The 22,353-nt window shown below is 54.5% G+C and carries 14 protein-coding genes; 7 read left to right on the forward strand and 7 right to left on the reverse strand.

The annotated features are described in order from the left end of the window. Positions 1-164: 164 nt before the first annotated feature. Positions 165-2,540, reverse strand: coding sequence for a translocation and assembly module lipoprotein TamL (gene tamL, locus B156_RS0113640; RefSeq protein ID WP_018620296.1), 2,376 nt, complete (start codon positions 2,538-2,540; stop codon positions 165-167). Between the two features lie 6 nt (positions 2,541-2,546). Further along, a complete protein-coding gene (locus B156_RS0113645) occupies positions 2,547-7,616 on the reverse strand; it encodes a translocation/assembly module TamB domain-containing protein (protein WP_026260818.1) in 5,070 nt (1,689 codons plus the stop codon). 531 nt (positions 7,617-8,147) lie between these two features. Between B156_RS0113645 and B156_RS0113650 the strand changes: the two genes are divergently transcribed. The 4 genes from B156_RS0113650 to B156_RS0113665 all read left to right on the forward strand — a co-directional run bounded on the left by B156_RS0113650 (position 8,148) and on the right by B156_RS0113665 (position 12,633). Continuing rightward, entirely contained in the window at positions 8,148-8,963 is an 816-nt protein-coding gene (locus B156_RS0113650; RefSeq protein WP_018620298.1) for a TerC family protein, read from the forward strand. A 12-nt stretch (positions 8,964-8,975) separates the two neighbouring features. After that, a complete protein-coding gene (locus B156_RS0113655) occupies positions 8,976-10,523 on the forward strand; it encodes an NADH-quinone oxidoreductase subunit N (RefSeq protein WP_018620299.1) in 1,548 nt (515 codons plus the stop codon). 88 nt (positions 10,524-10,611) lie between these two features. Continuing rightward, a complete protein-coding gene (locus tag B156_RS0113660) occupies positions 10,612-11,601 on the forward strand; it encodes a bifunctional heptose 7-phosphate kinase/heptose 1-phosphate adenyltransferase (protein WP_018620300.1) in 990 nt (329 codons plus the stop codon). A 219-nt stretch (positions 11,602-11,820) separates the two neighbouring features. Further along, positions 11,821-12,633 (forward strand): formate/nitrite transporter family protein, encoded by an 813-nt coding sequence (locus tag B156_RS0113665; RefSeq protein ID WP_018620301.1) that lies wholly within the window; start codon positions 11,821-11,823, stop codon positions 12,631-12,633. A 153-nt stretch (positions 12,634-12,786) separates the two neighbouring features. Here B156_RS0113665 and hemE read toward each other — a convergent pair whose 3' ends face one another. After that, entirely contained in the window at positions 12,787-13,848 is a 1,062-nt protein-coding gene (gene hemE / locus B156_RS0113670; protein WP_018620302.1) for a uroporphyrinogen decarboxylase, read from the reverse strand. A gap of 120 nt (positions 13,849-13,968) precedes the next feature. Here hemE and B156_RS0113675 point away from each other — a divergent pair, with 120 nt between their 5' ends. Then, a complete protein-coding gene (locus tag B156_RS0113675) occupies positions 13,969-15,033 on the forward strand; it encodes a glycosyltransferase family 4 protein (RefSeq protein ID WP_018620303.1) in 1,065 nt (354 codons plus the stop codon). 37 nt (positions 15,034-15,070) lie between these two features. Next, entirely contained in the window at positions 15,071-16,903 is a 1,833-nt protein-coding gene (locus B156_RS0113680; RefSeq protein WP_018620304.1) for an ABC transporter ATP-binding protein, read from the forward strand. A 30-nt stretch (positions 16,904-16,933) separates the two neighbouring features. Here B156_RS0113680 and B156_RS0113685 read toward each other — a convergent pair whose 3' ends face one another. From B156_RS0113685 to B156_RS0113700, 4 genes are all read right to left on the reverse strand, one after another. Further along, positions 16,934-17,740 (reverse strand): bacteriorhodopsin, encoded by an 807-nt coding sequence (locus B156_RS0113685; RefSeq protein WP_018620305.1) that lies wholly within the window; start codon positions 17,738-17,740, stop codon positions 16,934-16,936. A gap of 58 nt (positions 17,741-17,798) precedes the next feature. Next, positions 17,799-18,470: a DUF305 domain-containing protein gene (locus B156_RS0113690; protein ID WP_018620306.1), complete on the reverse strand. Its 672-nt coding sequence runs from the start codon at positions 18,468-18,470 to the stop codon at positions 17,799-17,801. Positions 18,471-18,626: 156 nt separating this feature from the next. Continuing rightward, positions 18,627-19,934 carry a UDP-N-acetylglucosamine 1-carboxyvinyltransferase gene (gene murA / locus B156_RS0113695; RefSeq protein ID WP_018620307.1) on the reverse strand — a complete coding sequence of 436 codons (1,308 nt, stop codon included), beginning with the start codon at positions 19,932-19,934 and terminating at the stop codon, positions 18,627-18,629. A gap of 90 nt (positions 19,935-20,024) precedes the next feature. Continuing rightward, on the reverse strand, positions 20,025-20,804 hold the full coding sequence (locus B156_RS0113700; RefSeq protein ID WP_018620308.1) for a DUF4290 domain-containing protein: 780 nt from the start codon (positions 20,802-20,804) through the stop codon (positions 20,025-20,027). A gap of 142 nt (positions 20,805-20,946) precedes the next feature. Between B156_RS0113700 and B156_RS0113705 the strand changes: the two genes are divergently transcribed. Then, positions 20,947-22,353: an MATE family efflux transporter gene (locus B156_RS0113705; RefSeq protein ID WP_018620309.1), complete on the forward strand. Its 1,407-nt coding sequence runs from the start codon at positions 20,947-20,949 to the stop codon at positions 22,351-22,353.

Raw genomic sequence — 22,353 nt, forward strand, 5'->3', positions numbered from 1 at the left:
CTTGCGTCTTCTATGCGTCAGCAAAACCATTTGGATAACAAATGAAAATTACCCGGATAGGAACGCAGAAAAACCATCAACCTAACAAATAAAAACCATCCGGGTATGAGACGCAAGGTATTGCGTCTCTACGAGACCGGCGTACCGGTTTACAGGGTCATCCATTAAAACGGATACCCTACGGCAATGTTGAAAACCAGATTCTGTTTGCGCCAGGCGCTGCTGCCGAATGCTATTTTATCGATGACCCACTCGCTGCCTTCGGTCTGGTAGGGTTTGCGCAGGGGCGTAGCCAGGTCAAGGCGGATCAGGAAATAGGACAAGTCGATGCGGATACCGGCTCCGGCACCCACGGCAATCTGCTCGTAAAATTTATTGGTGAACTGGGCACCCGGCCCAAAGGTGCCCACGTTGGCATAGGTCCAGACGTTACCGGCATCCACGAACACGGCTCCCTCGATGTACTTGTTGAACTTGGCCCGTATTTCGGTGTTGGCTTCGAGCCGGATGTCGCCCCCGCCGTCCTGAAAGAGGGGCAGGTTGCGGATGGTGTCGCGGGTGAACAGGCCCGGCCCGATGGCGCGGGGCCGGAACGCCCGGATGCTGTTGCTGCCGCCCACGAAATACTGCTTGGTAAATGGTAGCTGGAAACCTTTGGAGTTGCCGTAGGGAATACCGATACCCATGAACAGCCGGTTGGCCCAGGTGATGCTGCTGCTCACTTTGCGGTATAACCGGGAATCGACATCGAACCGGGCGAACTGGGCGTAGGGCACACCGAATAGCCCATTCCGGTCGTCGGCCGGTAGCTGCTTGCGGAACAGCAGGCTGGCCAGGTTACCAGCCACTTCCACGTTAGCCGTGAGCCGGAACGTGTTGGGCGAAACCGTCCGGGGCGACGAGTTATAGTTGAACTGGTAGAGGGAACTCAGAATGAGCTGGTCGGAGTTGAAAACGGTCGTCTGGTATTGCCGCTTCACAATATCGGATACCTCCGGGTCGAACAGGATAGTATACACGTCATCGCCCACCTGATTGAGGGGAACGTACACGTAGTTGGCACTGAACGGCTGAAATACGTGCTCGATCTGCTGACTCTGCCGCCAGGCGTAGCCGAAGGTAGTCTGGAAGGAGTTGATGCGGTAGAGTCCCCCCCGGATGATGGTCTGATACCCCGCCGTCACGTTGGTTTTGGGCAGGGCTTTCCGGCGGGTGTCGTACCGGAACCGGATGGGCGAAACCAGCCTCGGGAAACTGAGCAGGGCATCGAGTCCGTACCGGTAATTGGTCACGTTCTGATCGCCCCCGCCAATCTGATACTCGATACCGGCATTGGCATTGATGGTGAGCAGTTCGGCCCGCCGGATGGCGTTGCGGTTGCGCCAGCTCAGGATGATCTGCGTTCCGTTGAAGTTGTTGGAGCGGGACGTACCGTCCAGTTCCACCCGCGCCGATTTGGTGGGGTAGGGGGTCAGGTAATAGTGAGCGTCCAGAATGGCCGAGTCGCCCTGCTGAGCCGGTTCAAATCGGTTCCGGACAAATTTGAAGGCACCCACATTGATAAAGCGGGAGAGCGTCAAATCCTGCGCCAGGCTGTTGTATCGGGCACCCGGCCGCACGGCCACAATGTCCCGGAACAGTTTGGGGTTGAAGCGGTTGGACGAATCGACAATGATGAAATTCGATTTCGACTGGTACGCTAGCTGCCGGTTGGTATCGACCTGCGCGGTAGAGAGGCTGTAGTTGGGATAGATATAGACGTTCCGAATCGAATACGGCACGGCGGCTGCTTCGGGTATTTCGGGTTTGATGGCAAAGTACAGGCTGGTTTTGTGCAGGGTCGAATCGTTATCGGCCAGCACCGCTACGTAGTCGGGCAGGAAGTAGTAAAAGCCCTGCTGCTTGATGGCCTGACTGATCCGTTCCCGCTCGATCTTGATATTATCGAAGGTGTAGGGGTCACCCTTATGAAAAACCGTTTTCCGGGAGGCTACGCGCAGGGCTTTCCGAACGGGGGTTGAGTCGACGAGAAAACCCACCGAATCGATGTAATAACGTGGTTTCACCTCCACCTGAAACACGCCCCGTGCCTTGTATCCTTCTTCTTTCAGTTCGCCGGTTACCTGCGAGTCGAAGTACCCCTGGTTTTGCAGGGTAGCCTCAAAGATGGGTATGTTGGCCGATATGGCTCTGGCACTGGCAAAGACGGGTTCCTCCCCGAATTTTTTGCGAAACCACGACCGTAGACCTTTCTTTTTCTTCGGCTCACCCAAAAAATAATACAATCCAACTTTATACGGGTATCCGAACAGTTTGGCGTTGGGCCGGGGCCGGGCCAGCTCCAGCAACTGGGTGGTCAGCGTTTCCTGCTCATCGGACGATACCGTCGAATCGGCCGTCATGACAATGTCGGTACCATCGTACAGCCGCTCTTTGGCGGGCAGGTGTTTGGCAATGTTACAACCCGTGAGCAGGCCCGCCAGCAGCAGGATGTATAGCCCGCCAGTGCGGTGGGATGTATGTATCAATAAAAATTTCATAACGAATTAATTTACCGGGGGCGCACCGGGTGCGGGCGACCGGTGAAATATCTCGGACAGGGTGTTATAATCCACCGTGATGACGAAACCGATTCCCGTTTCAATGATATACCCATCCAGCACTGCCTGATAATCATTATGGCGATAGGCCCGCAGTACGTAGCGGCCATCGCGGGTGAGGTTATAGTTCAGCGATACATTGTCGAACACCTCATTAGGGTTCCGGGTGGCACTGTTGGCGGCATTTTCCAGCACGAAATTACGCCCCACGGCTACCGTCAGACGGCCGGACAGGAAGCTCTTTGACAGACCCACATTCAGGTCGGTACGGGCGCCGTTGGTCGTACCCCCCGTATTGGCGGCCCCCGTTTGCGACAGCAGGTTGAAATCCACATCGAAGCCTTTCAGTACGTTGGATGCCAGTTTGCCCAGCTGATCGGAAATGAGTTTACTGACGCTGCTGCGGGCCACACCCTCTGCCTGCGTATTTAACCCGCCGGAACCCGAGCCGGAGAAGAAATCGGAGGTGCTTTCGGGCAGGAACCGCCCCAGTACCAGCAGGGCAAATACCTGCTTGTTCATCAGCGACTCATCCTGCCTCAGCAACTTTAGTTTGTTCTCGATGGCGGTGCCAAATACACTGGTTGCCGCAGCGTTGCTCTCGTCTACGTCGGGCTGCCGGATGTCGAAGTCCAGTTTGGGCGCTGCCAGATTATTGCTGATTTTCAGGGCCACGTCGAAGGGGAGTTTCCGGTTCAGCGCTGCGGTAGGCACCGTGGTGGTTTCGTTCCCAATCAGGTCGACGGGGGAGGTGTCCACCTGGTACACGGCCGTCATGTTGATGTCGGCCCGGAGGGGGTCGCCGGTGAACTGAATGTAGCCGCCTTTCTGAAGTTTGAACTGCCGTTTCAGGACCTGATAGGTCATGGAGTATTCTCCTTCCGTTACGTCATAACGGCCCAGTACGGTCATTTCCCCGGCCGCATTGATGCCCACGTTGAGCCGGGCGTTGCCCCGTGCCCGCAGGTAATCGCCGTTCAGCTCGTCTACCACAATGGTCAGTTCCGATTTCTCGTCGGCTTCCAGGTCGAGCGAAATATTGGAGTTGCTGAGCTGGTCGAACGACAGCCGGGGCGTTTTGATACTGTCCTTTTCGACCTTGTACAGGTATTTGTTCAGGGCCAGGGAATCACTGTGGTTGATGAACGTCACGATATCTTTGGACGCATCGACATTCAGCGACTCATCGGGGAGCACGAGCGATATCTTACTGCCGTCTTCCAGCCGGACGGTTCCGTTCACCGATGGACTGGTACCGGTGCCTTTAATGCGCAGATCGGCCGTAACAGCCGCTTGCCCGTAGGCGTAATCATTGTCTTTCCGGGCGGCATTCAGCACCTGAAAATTATCGGCCCGAACCCGCAGGTTGTAGGCAACGTCGGGAATGTTTTTTAGCACTACGGTGCCATCCGTCGTCAGTAACTGCCCCTTGTCGTCGCGCAGTTGAAACTTGTCCAGGGTGATCGTCTGCCCCGAAAAAGCCAGTTTTTCCCGGTCAATGTGGTAGGTAGCGTTCAGTTGTTTGATGTTGAACGCCACGGAGTCGAACGCGACACTCCCATCCAGTTGGGGGTTATCGATGGCACCCGCCACGGTGAAGTCGCCGGTGAGTTTCCCCCTGGCTTCCCGCAGTTCCCCAAAACTAAACGCTTCGATGGTGCGGGCATCCAGTCGTTTAAGGCTGATGGCCAGGTCGAGGGCTTTTTTGGCATCGTCGGGGTTGTAATAGCCCGTTACCGTGGCGTCGTTATACGGACCGGCCAGCGTGGTGTTGACGTTGATGCGGCCATCCTCGTTGTTGCGGAAGCGGGCCGTGAGGTTACCAATGGGCTTGTCCATCACCTGAAGGCTATCCACGTACACCGAGCCAATGAAGGATAGTTTGCTATCCTCGCTCATATAATCGCGGACGATGACTGTACCGTTCAGTTCCCCGGCGGCCAGGGTTGTATCCTGATTGGCGAGTCGCGTCAGGTTTTCGATGCTGAGGGCGTGGGCCGTTACCCGGATGGGCGCATTGGGATACTGCTCCGTATTGCTGATTTCCAGGTACTGATCCCCCTGCTCCATGTGGAGCCGATTGATAAGTATGCCCTGATCGCCGTACTGGGCAAAGCCGGTGGTGTCGGTCTGCCACCGCTGGTAGTTGGTCAGCAGTCCATTGCGGGCAAAGTGAAAGCGGTAACTGGAATCGACAATGCTGAGGGTACCCGCCAGCCCGTGCAGATCCTGATCGATGGAGTCCTTATTGACGACGGCAAACGTAAACTGATTGTTGGCCGCCGTGCCGGTCAGATTCGTTTTCCGGATAGTCATCCCGTCGTAGAGTACGCCATCAACGCTACCGTCAACGCTCAGCTGGTTATTGGCACCCCGCAGGGCTAACCGGCTGCCCTGCACCGTAATGGTGTCATACACCACAACGCCGGTACGCACCGTAGCCGACAGGGTAGTATCCCGGCTGGCATCCAGATAAGCACTCAGCCGAACGGTATCCAGCTTGGTCAGGGCGGGTACAAAAGCGGTCAGCAGGGGGTTCTGATACGCTTTCAGCCCGACCGTGAACGCGTAGGGGGGCGGAATTTTTTTGTAGGTAAGAGCGGGCAGAGCGATATACTTGCTGATCTCTCCGGCTATAATGTCGTACAGTTGCGTATACTCGAACTGTCCGTTCATGGTCAGTCGGGCACCGGGTAGCTGAGCCAGCACGTTTTTCGTGTCTCCATTGGCCGCTAGTCGGGCATAGAGTGAATCGACGGGGTAGCTGGTTCCGTTCAGGCTCAGGATCGCGTCGCTGGCCGAAATGGTCCCGACGGGTTTGGCCGGGTCGGTGGAGGCCATGTCGAGCAGGATTTTACCCTTGATGGAGAGCGGGTCGCTGTAAAGCTTTAATTTTTGCAGGTTCAGCTCGTTGATGACCGTTTGGCCGGTAACACTGGGGAAGTCACCTTTGAGGCCCACTTTCATATCCAGCGTCAGGTTGGCGTTCGGGTCTTTGCTGCCGCCGGTGATGTCCAGCAGGCCATTGGCCAGTTTACCTTCGGCATTAATGTTTTGATAGACGTATCCATTCAGGTCGGCCGACTGAATGGCCAGGTCGAAATTGGTGGTGAGGGTATTCACGTCGATGCCCCGCCCGTCTACCGTGGCGCGGCCCGTTATCTTGCCCATCGTACCGGTTTGTTTCAGCCACTTGCCCGCGTCGAATTCGTTCAGGTTGAGCGTGCCCTTGTAGGTTTCGTTCTTGCCGGTGACGAAGCCAGCCAGCCGCCCGTCGAAAGCGGCTGTGCCCCACTCCGTATTCAGTTTGGCATCCAGAATGAGGTCGTTCAGCTGGCCATCCAGTTTGCCGGTCAGTTTGAAGGAGGCCGGCAAGTCGATAGACGATGGAATAGACCCTTTGGGAGCCAGTTTTTCGATGTCGGCTTTGGTTGTGGTGGCTTCCTGCACCGTCATGGCCACGCCCAGTCGTTCGGGGTCGGTTACGTTGGTGAGCTTACCGCTGGCCAGGATTTTCGTGCCGGACAGCATGGAGAATTCCACGCGGGGCAGGTTCAGCGCAGCCAGCGTTCCCACCGCCTGCATGTTGGCCCGGAAAACTCCTCCGCTATTGCCCGCAAAGGGGGGCGTATCGGCCAGGAAGGGGGCCAGTTGCAGAACATCGTTCACCGACAGGTAACTGTCTTTGAGCCGGATATTTACGTTTACCCGCGACGCGAAACGCGGGTCACTCAACTGCCCCAGCGAATCGTACCGGAGCACCATCCGGTCGCGCAGCAGGGTGGTGGGCGTCTGAACATACAGGTTGGTGAGCGTCGTGGTAGTATCGGTGTACAGCACGTTCGCTTCCATCTTCTGGAGCACCAGCCCACTCGTGGCCCGGAACCGGCCATTGCGCAACTGACCGCTGATAAGCTGCCCCTTTTTTCCTAAATCCTTGTACACAAGGAATCGCCCGTCGATACCCAGGTTGCGCAAATCCAGGTGGCCGTAATCGAGCCCCGTTTTTTGTCGCGGGGCCGTTTCATCGTCGAACTGGATTCGGTTATTGGCAAAATGAACGTTGGTCAGATTGGCCTGCCATCCCGGTGTGATAGCGGTAGCGGCTGTTGGCGCCGATGCGGTTGCTTTTTTGGTGGGTTTGGTCAGCGTGGCGGCAATGTCGGCGTTGGTCAGGTTGAGGGATTTGATGCCAATTTTTTCCCCGTCGAGGTAAAAATAGTTGGACTCCATCGTCAGACGTCCGGCACTGCCTTTCGTCTTGAAGTCCGACGGTAACACCTCAATATCCCATTTGGCGTTGTTGACCTGCCATTTGCCCAGGGCCAGATTGAGCGTGTCACCCGGCTCGGATGGTGCGCCGGGGGGTGTGGGTAGTCCGTCGTACAGGCGCGTACGCAGGTCAAGCCCGTTCACGGCTACATCGGACAGGTGGTACTTTGACGCATACACATCCGAATCACTGAAATTGGCCCGCAGACTATCGACGTACGTGTTGACTTCGGCCCCCACTACATCATCTTTATACCGAATGCGGACATCCCGCAGGAATATACCGGATAGGTTGATCATCATCGGCGTCGACACAGTGTCGGCCGGTTCGGGGGCGGCACCCGTATCGAACGCATCCAGCAGGTACTGGAAATTAAACGTAGTGTCGGGGAGCGTTCGGTTGACGGTCAGGCGTATATGTTCCAGGGCAATCTGGTTGATGCCTACCTTGTTGTTCAGCAAGCCCATCATGTCCAGGTCGATCCGCATCCGGCCCCCGTTCAGCAGTGTGTCGCCCTGGGGGGTTTTGAAGAATACGTCCTCCAGTTCAATCCAGTCGGGTATCGAATAGCGGATGTGACCGATATGGAAGGGTGACTGAAGCTTCTGGGCCAGGTAGGAATTGACCTGCTTCGTTACCAGGTTCTGGCCCCAGGGTGTGGTGGCAACGAGCACAACAAACCCGACCAGTAGTAACACCAGGGCTAGCAATCCCAATAAAACACGTACAATTATTTTCGACACAACAAACTTTTTTGGGGTGTAGGACGAATTCGTTCGGGCACACAGCCGAACAACAATATTTCTGTTTATAACCAGCTTACGCCAAAATATGTTGCCTTTTACCCGGAAACATACCATTTATTGGCAACAAAAGCTTGTTTGTTCGTTTGGGTAAAAATTCGTTCGGCCAGTATTCACGCCGGATCCGTCCTTAAAGTTACCCGATAACCCGTACTTCTCCATACGCCACTGGCTGTCTGTTTGTTGCGGATGATTGTGTAAGTGGGCGATTTATTGGTTTGAAGAAATTAACTGCCGTTTTACCACCCCAACCCCTCCTTGAAGAAAGGAGGGGCTATCCAGAAGGGTACCTTTTTTTAGCCCCCTCCTAAAACAGGAGGGGGTTGGGGGCGGTAAACCGAATGGGTTTACCGCCCCGTTTCCGGCCATCCGGGTGGAGGGCCATTTGTCCGGTTCATCGCTCTTTCTTAGCCTGGGGGTTGCAGACTCGGCCCGAAGGGGGTATTTTTGGCCTTTCACTGCTGTTCTATCATGAGCGACCTCCTTACGGCCGAATCTATCATTAGTTTACTGACCCTGACATTTCTGGAAATTGTTCTGGGTATCGACAATATCATTTTCATCTCGATTGCGGCCAACAAACTGTCCCGCGCCGACCAGCCCAAAGCCCGCAACATCGGCCTTGTTCTGGCAATGGCTTTCCGGCTGGTGCTGCTGCTGGGTATCTCGTTCGTTATATCCCTCAGTAAGCCGTTCACACATATTGATGCGGGCTGGTTTAAAGCTGCCTTTACGGGGCAGAGCCTGATTCTCTTTGCGGGGGGGCTGTTCCTGCTCTACAAGGCCACATCTGAGATTCACCACAAACTGGAGGGCGATGAGCCGGACGAACTGGAAGGCGGTGCTGCTAAAGGCCGGGCCACTATATCCAACGTAGTGGCGCAGATTGCCATTACCAATATTGTTTTCTCGATTGACTCCATCCTGACCGCCATTGGCCTGACGCAGAACGTAGCCATCATGATGATTGCCGTGGTGCTCTCAATCGTGATTATGATGTTCTTTGCCGGACCCGTTGGTTCCTTTGTCAACGACCACCCAACTATTCAGATGCTGGGCCTGGCCTTCCTGATTATGATTGGCTTTATGCTGGTAGCCGAGGGCGCGCACCTGTCCGAAGTGGTTATTTTCAATCAGGAAGTGGGTACGGTACCCAAAGGATACCTGTACTTTGCCATTGCTTTCTCGCTGCTGGTTGAGTTCCTGAATATCCGGTTGCGGAAGCAGCAGAACCCGGTAAGACTCCGTGGCTACGATGGCCAGCCGGAACGTGACGGCATGATTTAACCACTACCCGACTTGTCTCTTACCGATCAGTTAACCGATATTATTGCCAGTCTGGGCGGTTTTGGACCGGAGATATGGCTATCGGCCTGTTTCTGCCTGTTGCTGGTGGCCGAGATCAGTTTGCTCCGGTTTACTACGGCTCCCAAAATCCGCCGGTATCTCGCGGTGCTGAGCATCGGTATCGTTCTGGCAGCGGGTAGCTGGTCTGTACTGTCGCCGGTACGCGGGTTCCTTTTCCTGCACCTGTTATTTGTGGATAGTCAGGCCGTTTTTGTGCAGGTCATCATTGCGCTGAGTGCTGCCTTTGTGTTACTGTACGAATTTTTTACCGACCGGAACCCCGTGGTTCAGGATGGTGACTCTGCTGGTTTTACCCTGGCTCCGGACGGTAGAACGCGCTTGCCTGTCGAATGGTATTCTCTGCTGATTGCCATGACGCTGGGGCTGTTTTTGATGACTATTTCGGTCAATATGCTCAGTATCTACCTGAGTATCGAACTGGTATCCATCTGCTCGTACCTGCTCACCGCCCTCACCGCCGACCGAAAAGCGTCGGAAGGCGGCATCAAGTACCTGCTGTTTGGGGCTATCAGCTCGGCCATTATGCTCTACGGCATGTCATTGCTCTACGGCATGACCGGTACACTCGATCTGACAGCCGATGCCTTCGGGGTGGAGATAGCCCGGCAGGAGGGAGCGGTAGTAGCCGTTGCGATGCTGCTGACGCTGGCGGGGCTGTTATTCAAACTGGCGGCTGTTCCGTTTCACGTCTGGACCCCCGATGCCTACGAAGCGGCTCCCGTGCCCGTAGCTGCGTTCTTCTCGATTGGCCCCAAAGCGGCTGCGGTGCTGGTCATTATTCGGGTGGTAACAGCCCTGCCGGTTTCGGCACCGGATGGCAGTACCGCTTTTGTGTTGCAAACGCCCCTGGCGGTGCTGGCTCTGGCGGGAATTCTGATCGGGAACCTGTCGGCCCTGCGGCAAACCGATGCCAAGCGGCTGCTGGCTTATTCCACCATTGCCCACGCGGGTTTTTTGCTGGTGGGCGTGGTGGCTATGAACAAGGCCGGTTTCGACGCGGTACTTTTCTACGTGGGTACGTACCTGTTCATTTCCCTGGCCGCCTTTTTTCTTATCGACCTGCTGGCCCGCAGTCAGGGGCATGATTTAACGATTCGGACCTTCGCCGGGCTTGGCCCAAAGCAACCCCTGCTGGCTATCGCGCTAACGGTGGTGATGCTGGCCCTGACGGGGTTACCCCCAACGGTAGGGTTTACGGCCAAACTTTTGTCGTTTTCGGCGCTGTACGATGCCTGGCAGCAGTCGGGCAATGCGTGGTTGCTGGCTTTGTTTGCCCTGGGTTTGCTGAATGCGCTGATTTCTCTGGTTTACTACCTCAAAATACCCTTTCTGCTGTTTTTTCGACCGCCCGTTGCGGACCTTTCGCATCCGATGCCATTACCCAAAGTGGCTGTCTGGCTGGCCGTTGGGTTAGTGGTGCCCATTGTCCTGTTGTTTTTAATGCCTGACCTGCTGCTCCAGTTTATTACGACGCGGTAAGTGACCGGTTCGGAAAAGGGGGTTGCGTTTCGTTTCTTTGCAGTCTGAATCAAGCTGATTTATGCTTATGCGTGCCGCTCGCAACCAGATGGTATTGGATATGTCTATTGACGAACTGTTCGAGCAGTTCGATAAACTCCGGGTGTTGATTGTTGGCGATGTCATGCTCGACTCCTACGTGTGGGGCCATGTAGAGCGTATTTCGCCCGAAGCCCCCGTCCCTATTGTACGATTCGACCGGCGCGAACTGCGGTTGGGCGGGGCGGGTAACGTACTCCTGAATGTGCAGGCACTGGGAGCCGAGGCCATCATTTGCTCCGTTATTGGGGCCGATGCATCGGGCGACCAACTGGAACAGGAACTGGGCAACCGGGGGCTGAACTGCGACGGACTTATTCGGAGTGCCGACCGGATCACGACTATCAAGGAGCGCATCATTGCCGGTTCGCAGCAGGTGGTGCGGGTGGATACCGAAACCGATAAATACATTACCGCCGATGAGCAGGCGAAACTGGTGGCCAAAGCCATCGAACTTATTCCATCCTGCCATGTCGTTATTTTTGAGGATTACGATAAGGGCGTTCTGAGTAAAGAAGCCATTGCCCGGATTACTGATTTTGCCAATGAGCAGAACATTCCTACGGTGGTTGACCCCAAAAAACGCAATTTCCTGTCGTACCAGAACACTACCTTATTCAAGCCCAATCTGAAAGAACTGCGGGAGGGACTGAAACTCGACTTCGACGTGGATAATGCCGGGGAATTTCAGGCGGCTGTCGATCAGTTGATTGAAACCCTGAACCTGAAAGGGGCGCTCATCACCCTGTCGGAGCGCGGGGCGTTTATTGATTACAACAACGAGCGTCTGAAACTACCGGCCCACGTCCGTAAAATTGCCGATGTGTCGGGCGCGGGCGATACCGTTATCAGCATTGCGGCCTGCTGCGTAGCGCTCCGCCAACCTCCTTCGGTTATTGCGGGATTATCCAACCTCGGCGGGGGCCTGGTTTGTGAATCGGTCGGGGTGGTGCCAATCGATAAAGCCCTGTTGAAAGCCGAAGCCAAGGAGCATTTGTGAGCGTGACGTTGAGCGGGTAGGAAGAGTCTCGTCTTACTATAGTCGACTGCACTGGTGCTCTGGCTCCCGCCCTACAGGGTGCCAGCGGAAGGGCACGTTAACGTACCCCAAAATTGACTGGCTCAGAATGAACGGGTGACGCTTGAGCAACGATTTGTATAACACTAATCCTACAATTCGTGTTTCCAGCAAACCGACCTGGTTTACAAAAAAACGTTCATGGCGCAGCAAGAGAGTGAGAGTATCGAGAAGGAACAGGAGGAGGTGCAGCAGGCTTCGTCTGCCCACGATATTCACAGGGCTATATTTCAGGAAGCAGAAACGGAGCTGAATCGACCCGCCGACTCTCTGTTTTGGTCTGGTCTTGCCGCCGGATTATCCATGGGCTTCTCAATGATAGGCCATGGATTATTGAAAACCTATCTGCCCAAAGCCGATTGGAGTACACTGGTTGCCAGCTTTGGCTACAGTCTTGGTTTTGTCATTGTCATTCTTGGCAGACAACAGCTGTTTACGGAGAATACCCTCACGCCCATGCTGCCCTTACTGGAGCGTAAAGATTTCAGGACATTCCGGCAAGTGATGAGGCTCTGGGGAATTGTGTTGCTGGCTAACCTGACCGGCGCATTGCTTCTGGCTTTCGTCATTGCCAAAACCACCGTTTTTAGTCCTGCCATGCTTAAGTCCTTTGAAGAAATCGGCTATGCCGTAATGGAGCCTGATTTCTCAACAACACTGCTGCGCGGCATATTTGCCGGATGGCTTATTGCGCTGATGGTATGGATTCTGCCAAACGCCCAAAATGCCCGGCTCTGGATTATTATTCTGATCACCTACATCATCAGTGTCGCTCATTTTAGCCATGTCATAGCGGGGGCGGTAGAAACCTTCACGCTGGCAGCTATGCAAAAAGCTACCTGGGCTGATGTACTGGGAATGTTTATCCTACCCGCTTTGATCGGCAATATCATCGGTGGTGTCATCCTGGTAGCCGTGATCAACCACGCCCAGGTACAGGGGAGCAAACAATAAGCTGACACCAGGGAACAAAACCATCCACTACCGTCGGTTGCATACGCGGGTTACCCATTGGGACCGGGCGAATTGGAATGCTTTTATACAGCAAGGGATGGACGCTATTAGTACTGCCCATCCCTTACTACAAAAACGGCCATTTTCAGCCTGTTAACTTGTTTTGCTAAACTCCTTCACTGCATCCACAAAGCACCGGGCTTTGTCGGGCGTTATGTCGGGATATATGCCATGACCAAGGTTGGCAATGTAGTGCTGATGACCGAAATGGCTAAGCATCTGCTTCACCTCGGCCCGAATCTGGCCGAAATCCGCGTAGAGGGCACAGGGGTCCATGTTTCCCTGCAACACCCGGTCGGGGATGAGGGCGCGGGATTCGGCGGGGTCCATGTTCCAGTCCAGCCCCACCACGTCGCAACTTAGCTGCCCAATCTCGTGCCGGGCAAAGAAAGCGCCCTTAGCAAAAATAGTCAGCGGAACGCTGTGGTCCGGCCGGTCTGCCGATGCGGTTCCGCTTATTGAATCACAGATTTGTTTGATGTACGGCAGCGAAAACGTCCGGTATTGTTCCGGCGACAGAATGCCTGCCCAGGAGTCGAAAAGCTGCACCAGGTCGGCCCCGGCCCGAATCTGGGCCTGCAGGTACGCAATAGTGCTATCCGTAATTTGCTGCAACAGGGCATGAGCGAAATCCGGGTCGGTATACAGCAGCTTCTTGGCGACCGAAAACGTTTTGGACCCTTTACCCTCCGTCATATAGCAGAAGATGGTGAAGGGGGCACCGGCAAAACCAATCAGCGGTACGCGGTTGTTGAGTTCTTTTTTGGTCAGTTTGATGGCATCCAGTACGTAGCCCAGGTCACTTTCGGCGTCGGCTACCCGCAGGCGGCTCAGGTCGGCCATGTTCCGCACCGTAGTCGGAAAAACGGGGCCCCGGCTTTCAATCATCTCGTAGGGAAGCCCCATTGCTTCGGGAATCACCAGGATGTCCGAAAATATAATGGCGGCATCCACCTCGAAGGCATCCACCGGTTGAATGGTTACTTCAGCCGCTAGTTCGGGGGTTTTGGCCAGCGTAATAAAACTGCCAGCCCGCTCCCGGACAGCCCGGTACTGAGGCAGCACCCGCCCCGCCTGTCGCATCATCCAGACCGGCACCCGCTCGGTCAGTTCGCCCCGTGCCGTGCGGAGCAGCAAATCATTCTGTAAAGTCATACCGCAAAGATAATTCCGAACGCGGACACGTTCGGAGGAAATTATCGCGCTGCTGGTTCCTCACATAAATTGCCCGGTATTGCGCAGGATTTCACAATTTTGCTAAAATCACAAACGGCTATGCCCTCTCTCTTCATCGATACCGAACGCCTGCGCGACCTGAACAGCGGTTTAGGTCAGGTGTGCCTGCACCTCGGCCATGAACTGGTTCGTCAGCGTCCGGCGGACTGGTCACTCACATTCCTGGTGCCGAACGGGCAAACCGGCGTATTCGGCGACTCGGTGAACTACATCGAGGCCTCCTGGCAGCGAAAAATCTGGATTCCCGGACTATATGATGTGTGGCACTGCCTGCATCAGGACAGTGATTATCTGCCGGGTAAAGCCCCGCTGATACTGACCATTTACGACCTGAACTTTCTGGAACGCGCTGACTACTCAGCCGCGAAAAAGAAACGACGGCTGGCCAAACTCCAGCGAAAAATCAATAAAGCTGCCCTCCTCACGGCCGGGTCGGCTTACACGGCATCGGTGGTGCGCGAACACCTGACCATACCGGCCGAACTCCCCATGGAAGTCGTTTATACCGGCGTGGCCGTTGACCCTGCCAATACACCCGCTGAACTGGAAACGCATTCGCTCATTCGCTCATTCGCCCATTCGCCATTTTTCCTGTCCATGGGGGTTATCCATCCCAAGAAAAACGTGCATACGCTGTTACCCTTGCTCGAAGCGTTTCCGGATTACCGGTTAATCCTGGCCGGGCCAGACAGGCATGCCTACGCACAGCATATCCGGGAACAGGCGCAGAAACTGGGTGTGGCCGACCGCCTGCTGATGCCCGGCCCGGTGGATGAAGCGACGAAACTATGGCTATATGCCCACTGCGAAGCGTTTATGTTTCCGTCCCTGTCGGAAGGATTTGGTCTGCCCGTAGCCGAGGCTATGGCGTTTGGTAAGCCGGTTTTCAGTTCCAGCCTGACGAGCCTGCCCGAAGTGGGCGGGAAGGAAGTGTACTATTTCGAGAATTTCGAGCCGGAGGATATGGCCAAAGTCGTTCACGATGGCTTACACGATTTCGGTCAGAACCCACTGCGCCAGGAACGCCTGAAAAAACGAGCCGCCGGGTTTAGCTGGCCGAGTATTGCCTCTGCCTACTGGACGCTATATCAGCGGTTAGTGTAAAATCGGTGATGAATCCCGGTTACCTTTGTGGGTAGGAATGAAAACATACCTTCGCTTATTATCCTTTGCCAAACCGCTGGGCCGATTTCTGACCCCATTCGTGCTGACATCCCTCGTTGCCAGTGTGTTTGGCGTGCTCAACTTTACGCTGCTGATTCCCCTGCTGAGTATTCTGTTCGATAAAGTTGACACGCAGCAGATGAACGCGCTGATGAGCCAGCCCGCACCATCCATCACCTCGTCGCCCACCGACGCCTTTAGTTATTACTTCGCCCGGATTTTCCAGCAGTACGGCAAACTGGGTGCGCTCCAGTTTGTCTGTATCATTATTGTGGTATCGGTTGCGCTGAGTAACCTATTCAAATACCTCTCTGTCCGGCAGCTGGAAGCGTTCAAGGCGCGGATGGTTGCCCGGTTGCGCGAGGCCGTTTTCAGCCGGACGCTGGACCTGCACCTCGGTTTCTTCTCGAACGAACGCAAGGGTAACCTCATGTCGCGCATTACCTCCGACGTGCAGGAGGTCGAAAATTCCATTGCCAATACCCTGTCGGCGGCATCGAAAGAGGTATTTTTACTAATTGGATACGTCGTTGCGCTACTCAGTATTTCGGTTAAACTGACGCTCTTTGCCATCGTGGTCATTCCCATTTCGGGCGGTTTTATTGCTACCCTCGTCCGGCGGATGAAGCGCGACGCGCAGGATGGCCAGCAGCGGCTGAGCAGTTTAATCAGCCTGCTGGATGAAACCTTCGGCGGGATGCGGGTGGTGAAAGGATTCGTGGCCGAAGGGTTTATTCTGGACAAATTCCGCCGGGAGAATGAAGGCTACCGGGATGCCATCAAGTCGCTGGCCAACCGGCGCGAACTGGCTTCTCCTTTTTCGGAGGTAATGGGCGTGGCCGTGGTAGCGGGTATTTTGCTGTACGGCGGTTCGCTGGTACTGAGCGGGCAGTCAGATTTGACGGCGGCTCAGTTCATTGCCTACATCGCCATTTTCTCGCAGGTGACGCGTCCGGCCAAAGATATTTCCAACGCGTTCAGCGGGTCGCAGCGGGGGCTAGCCTCGGGCGAACGGGTTATCGAATTGATTGATACCGAGTCTGCCATTCAGGATAAACCCGGTGCCACCGTACTGACGGGGTTTACCGACCGAATTTCCGTGCAGCACGTATCCTTCGCCTATAATGCCGATACGCCGGTTTTGCGCGACATTCATTTTGACCTGGAGAAAGGGAAAACCATTGCGCTGGTTGGTTCGTCGGGCGGGGGTAAATCGACCATTGCCGACCTTATTCCGCGTTTTTACGACCCCACTGCCGGACGGATACTGATTGACGGAGTAGATCTGCGCGAGTGCACCATGGCTTCTCTCCGGACGCAGATGGGCATTGTTACCCAGGAAAGTATTCTGTTCAACGACACGATTTTCAACAACATTGCTTTCGGGAGTCCGGCCACCGAAGCGGATATTATGGAAGCGGCCCGGATTGCCAACGCCCACGAATTTATCATGGCCCAGCCCGACGGGTATCAAACCATCATCGGCGATAGAGGGGGGAAGCTCTCCGGCGGCCAGCGGCAGCGCATCAGCATTGCCCGCGCCATCCTGAAAAACCCCCCGATTCTGATTCTGGACGAAGCCACGTCGGCCCTCGATACCGAATCCGAAAAGCTGGTGCAGGAAGCCCTCACGCGCCTGATGGCGAACCGCACTACCCTCGTGATTGCACACCGGCTCAGCACCATCCAGCATGCCGATGAGATTCTGGTCGTGAACCAGGGCCGTATTGTCGAACGCGGCCGGCACGACGAACTCCTGAGTCTGGATGAGGGATTCTACCGCAGGCTGAGTACCATGCAGAATGTATAGTGGTTATACCCCACAGGGGCCAGCCGCACGCTACGTCGATAAAGATACCGCTTTACTGTTCGACCAGGTTACGTAACTGACCAGCCCAATGCTAATCTGACTGACCAGGTCGGTTAGCGTGTAGGCAAGGTGGAACCAGTTAAAATCGATGGGTGAAACCGTCAGACCATAACCCAGCAAATAAATTCCCCAGCTACCAGCGAATAGCAGAGTCATGGTGCGGAAACTCTGGTGATCGTGACCTTTGTCCTTCCAGAGCCGATACAGGTTGATCAAAATATAGCCGTAGCACAAGGCCGATGCACCGCCCCAGCCCAGTTTCGGGCCAGCCTGAATCTCATTATCGAAAGATAGTTGCTGGTGGCCGATATAGCCTGTAAAAACCATTAATATCGATACGACAAGTAAACGTATCAATAACCGTTTATTGGATTCCCAGGGGAGTTTGAGGGGAGCCACAACCAGCATCAGCAGGAGTGGTGCCGTTATAAACCACGCCACGTACCGGTACTGTCCTATGGCATTGTATGATTCCCGAATGAGCGTCTGGCGGTCTGTGGCATCGCTGATGGCGGGCAATTCGGCCAGTACATCATGGTAATATAACTGAATCAGATAATAGACCAGTCCGCTACTGGCAGAAACAACCGCCAGTAATGCTAGCGCCAGCCGCTGGGGGGGGGCGTTCAAATCGGAGGACTGGTTTCTGTTTTGGGTTACGGCCGTTATAAAAATGCCCAGAAAGATAAACGAAGCCACGACCATAAAAAAGTACGTGACCATTGGTAAAAGGCCAACCGCACCAGCCGTTGGAATTAATGAATCTGCTAGTTCCATAAAAAAATGGCAGGTATTGTCAGATACCTGCCATCGTCAAAATTAATCATTAATACGGTTACTTGACAGTTGTCTTAACCATTGACTTAAGCGTATTAATCTGCTTTTTGGATTGATCCACTAACTGTTGAGCATACGACCGCAACGTATCATTTTTGCCGTATTGCAAATACGTGGTAGCCATGTCAATAGCATCCTGCCGCTGGTCCATCAACAGCGTGGCAAAGGTGGCATCATAGTCTTTACTCGAGGCATCATTACTATCGGTTTTCTGCAATTTCAGGTTCATGGCCTCAATGTTCTGACTCTGCTGCTGCGTGAACATCTGATTAGGACGCGTAGGCTTCAGTTGCCGCATGGTCGCATCAATAGTGGCTATGTCGGCGGTTGTCGTTTCCAGTAGTTGTTTGGCCATCTGCTGAAGCGCGCTGTCCGTACCATTCGCAATTTCCTGTTTCAGGAAGTCCTGCAACCCCTGAGCCTGTAGTTTGGCCTGAAACGAATAGTCGAAGTCAGGGTCACCGGTAGCCGAAAGTTTCTTTAATTTAGTCACCGTCTGTTGCAACGGCATCACGAGCTTTACTTTCGATGAGTCGACCGTAATAGAGGTAGCGGTACGCGCTGAACTGAATTGTACTGATCGCTTGGCCTGCGCGCAGGCTGCCAGTGAACTGCTGGTGGTAAGCAGGGCCAATGCCCAGATAGATACGTTGAATTGGAGTGTTTTCATGGTCGTATAACTGAATTGATAGAATCGTTTTCCGTCCTTAACCTGACGGGTTACGTAACTAAGACAAGAAACAGCCCGGAAGGTTTAGCGGATTACGTAAACAGCCTGATCTGACCAGTACATTATACGTATTAGAAGCTCAAACGGCAGGTCAACCTACAGCCGCACAATTTCGGCTCCGATAGCGTTCAGGCGCGTGTCGATGTGCTGGTAGCCCCGGTCAATCTGCTCGATGTTGTCGATAATGCTGGTGCCTTTGGCCGACATGGCAGCAATCAGTAAGGCTACCCCGGCCCGAATATCCGGTGATGACATCCGAATCCCTTTCAGTGGAATTTGCCGGTTCAGGCCCACCACCGTAGCCCGGTGCGGGTCGCAAAGGATAATCTGTGCGCCCATGTCGATTAATTTATCGACGAAGAACAGGCGACTCTCAAACATTTTCTGGTGTATCAGCAGTGTTCCCTGCGCCTGTACGGCTGTTACGAGAACGATACTGAGCAGGTCGGGCGTGAAGCCGGGCCAGGGAGAATCGGCTACGGTCATCATGCCACCATCCAGAAAACTGTCGATCTGGTAATGCTCCTGGGCAGGGATAAAAATGTCGTCGCTCCGAAATTCCATCTGGATACCAAGCCGCCTGAACTGATCGGGAATGATACCCAACTCCGGAATTCGGCAGTTTTTAATCGTGATTTCAGACTGCGTCATGGCGGCCAGACCAATGAATGACCCAATCTCGATCATGTCGGGCAACATAGTATGCTCCGTCCCCATCAACTCCGACACGCCGTCAATCGTGAGCAGGTTGGACCCTACGCCGGAAATCTTCGCGCCCATCGAGTTGAGCATCTTGCAAAGTTGCTGCAGATACGGTTCACAGGCCGCGTTGTAAATAGTAGTCGTTCCCTCGGCCATCACTGCCGCCATCAGGACATTGGCCGTACCGGTTACGGATGCCTCATCGAGCAGCATGTACGCACCGCGCAGATTGCCGGCATCGACCTGGTAGTACCCACCATCGTTGGGGTCGTAGTTAAACTGGGCACCCAGCTTTTCGAAGCCTAAAAAGTGGGTATCCAGCCGCCGACGGCCAATCTTATCGCCACCCGGACGGGGAATGCGCCCCTTTTTGAAGCGGGCCAGCATGGGTCCCAGCAGCATGACCGATCCCCGAAGGGCAGCCGCTTTCCGTTTGTAGGTGTCTGTCTCCAGATAGTCCAGATCAACATCGCTGGCCTGGAAACGGTACGAACTGGTCCCGATTTTGGTGACCCACACGCCCAGATCGCCCAATAGGTCGATGAGCTGGTTCACATCGCGAATACCCGGAATATTATGGATAACAACCGGTTCTTTGGTAAGCAGCACAGCGCAAAGAATCTGAAGCGCTTCGTTTTTAGCGCCTTGCGGCAAAATATCGCCTTTCAGCTTGCGTCCGCCAGTAATTTGAAAAGAGGCCATTCTAAAGGGTTATGAGTAAAAACCGGGTCGCCGGTGCGATGATAAATAATAAATGAGATATCGCTCTGACGACCCATTCATAATTCATTTTTACCGTCTCCGGCGGTCATTGTTTCGATTGGGGCCACCTGGGCTGCCACCGGGTCTGTTTCCTGTATTAGTACGCCCACCATCGCGGCCCGGTCGCCCGCCCTGTGCGCCAGAATCGCGGTCGTTCCGGTTCCGGTTGTTGGTGAAATTACGCTGGTTATTATCCCGGTTCGGTCGTCCTCCCTGCGTGTTTGCGTTATCGTTTCGGCTCCGGTTGTTGTTGCCGATGCGTTGCGGCTGGTCGCCCGTTCGCTCGCGTGGGGTAGCGTCAACAAGGCCTTCCTCCCGGATGAGTTTAATATCATCGGACAGCTTGCCGTCGGAGAGTTCAATCAGGCTTTGATAAATGGTTTCGTCTTCCACCGATTCTTTATTCCAGGCCTGATAAAACGTCTTCATCAGGCGCGTCAGGTACGAAACGAAGGTCCGGCGTTCTTCGGGGTCTTCCAGCGCAACGGCTTTGGCTACCAGCAGATCTACATTACGACCAAAGTGTTTGAACTTCAGGCGGTGTGTGTTGTAAGGAACGCGCTGGGGCTTTTTGCCTAGGGCTTCTTCCGACGGGGGCGGGTAGGGGCTGTCCACATCCAGCGTGAAATTCGACATGATGTACAGGTCATCCCACAGCTTGTTATAGTAATCCTGCCCGTCTTTCATGTTGGGATGAATCTGACGCATCAATTCAATCAGAATGTGTGCGTAACGGGTACGGGTTGACCGGTCTTCGATATTGACCATGTTGTCAACCAACTTCTGGATACTACTGCCGTATTCTTTCAAAGTCCCTGTCGGATTTGTTATATAGAAAGCAAAAGTACGAAGAAAGGAGCGAGGGGCAAAGTACACAGGCGGGGGATGTAAGGCAAAGGCGAAAAGCCCTGATAATAATGTAGTATTTTTGCCCCCGATTCGTATTGAGCTTATGACCACGTCGCTGCGTTCTCTGGTTATCAATTACCGTCCCGAACTGAGGGACACGGTTCGGTTGAGTGTGCCCATTATTGTTGCGCAGTTGGGGGTGGTACTGATGGGTGTTACGGACAACCTGTTTGTGGGGCGGTTGCTGGGACCCGTTCCACTGGGAGCTGCCGGACTGGCCAACTCCCTTTCCTTTCTGATGTCGAGTATCGGGGTCGGGGGGCTAACGGTGGTAGCCGCACTGGTATCCAAGGCGCATAATCAGCACGACCCGGCTGGTATTAACCGGTTGTTCCGGGCGGGGCTTCGGGTTAGTATATTGATGAGCTTCGGGCTGGGCGGTCTCTCAGCTCTCCTGGCTTTCAACTTCGACCTGTTTGGTCAAACGCCGGAAGTGGCGCGGCTGGCCCGCGATTTTATGCTGGTTCTGAGCGGATCTTTGTTGCCGCTGCTGATTTTTGTGGCCGCCCGTCAGCTTTGCGATGGATTGCGTTTCCCCCGGGTAGCGATGGCCATTACGCTGTCGGCGCTGTTTATCAATGCCGGATTCAATTACGTGCTAATTACCGGTGCCGGTCCATTTCCGGCGTTGGGTCTACTGGGCTCGGCCCTGTCTACGCTGCTATCCCGCGTCTTTATGGCGGGGGCAATGCTGCTGTACATCTACCGCTCCGGGCGGTTTAAGCCGTACCTGACCAGTACCTTTCGTTCATTACCAACACGGCAGGAAGCCTGGGAAATTCTGCGGCTCGGTATTCCCGGTGGCCTGACGTTTTTCTTTGAAGTCGCTACCTTCTCACTGGCAGTCGTTATCGTTGGGTGGCTGGGCGAAGACCGGCTGGCGGCTCACCAGATTGCCATCAACATGGCTTCCGTTACGTACATGATGGCAACGGGTATTTCATCGGCGGCTGCTATCCGGGTTAGTGCTGCCATTGGGCAAAGAAGCCGGGAAGGGGCATGGCGAGCCGGCATGGCTGCTTTTTTGCTGTCGGTTAGTTTTATGGGTGTCATGGCTGTTCTATTCCTGACGGCCAATGAGTGGCTGGTAACCCTGTATATCCGGGACGACCCGGCCGTTATTACGATTGCGGCTTCTCTGCTTATCGTTGCGGGTTTCTTCCAGCTTTCCGATGGTATTCAGGTGGTGGCCCTGGGTGGCCTGCGGGGTGTATCCGATGTGAACGTTCCCACCCTGATTACCCTGTTTTCGTACTGGATAGTAGCCTTGCCGTTGAGTTACGTACTGGCATTCCCGTTGAAAATGGATGCTATCGGCGTGTGGATTGGTTTACTGAGCGGACTAACCATTGCCGCCGTTTTACTAACGTGGCGATTTTTCCGGTTGATTAGCCGAGTGAAACTACCTGCCGAAAATGAGGCCGTAAATTTGATTGTCCCACAGGGATAA

Origin of the sequence: Spirosoma luteum DSM 19990 (genome assembly GCF_000374065.1) — a bacterium.
In the GTDB taxonomy this organism is placed as follows: Bacteria; Bacteroidota; Bacteroidia; order Cytophagales; family Spirosomataceae; genus Spirosoma; species Spirosoma luteum.

Coding starts and splice junctions, on each gene's coding strand:
- B156_RS0113685 (WP_018620305.1), bottom strand. CDS start 17,740: ATGGAACTAGCAGATTCATTAATTCCAACGGCTGGTGCGGTTGGCCTT.
- murA (WP_018620307.1), bottom strand. CDS start 19,934: ATGGCCTCTTTTCAAATTACTGGCGGACGCAAGCTGAAAGGCGATATT.
- B156_RS0113660 (WP_018620300.1), top strand. CDS start 10,612: ATGGTATTGGATATGTCTATTGACGAACTGTTCGAGCAGTTCGATAAA.
- B156_RS0113680 (WP_018620304.1), top strand. CDS start 15,071: ATGAAAACATACCTTCGCTTATTATCCTTTGCCAAACCGCTGGGCCGA.
- B156_RS0113705 (WP_018620309.1), top strand. CDS start 20,947: ATGACCACGTCGCTGCGTTCTCTGGTTATCAATTACCGTCCCGAACTG.
- B156_RS0113665 (WP_018620301.1), top strand. CDS start 11,821: ATGGCGCAGCAAGAGAGTGAGAGTATCGAGAAGGAACAGGAGGAGGTG.
- tamL (WP_018620296.1), bottom strand. CDS start 2,540: ATGAAATTTTTATTGATACATACATCCCACCGCACTGGCGGGCTATAC.
- B156_RS0113675 (WP_018620303.1), top strand. CDS start 13,969: ATGCCCTCTCTCTTCATCGATACCGAACGCCTGCGCGACCTGAACAGC.
- B156_RS0113690 (WP_018620306.1), bottom strand. CDS start 18,470: ATGAAAACACTCCAATTCAACGTATCTATCTGGGCATTGGCCCTGCTT.
- B156_RS0113650 (WP_018620298.1), top strand. CDS start 8,148: ATGAGCGACCTCCTTACGGCCGAATCTATCATTAGTTTACTGACCCTG.
- hemE (WP_018620302.1), bottom strand. CDS start 13,848: ATGACTTTACAGAATGATTTGCTGCTCCGCACGGCACGGGGCGAACTG.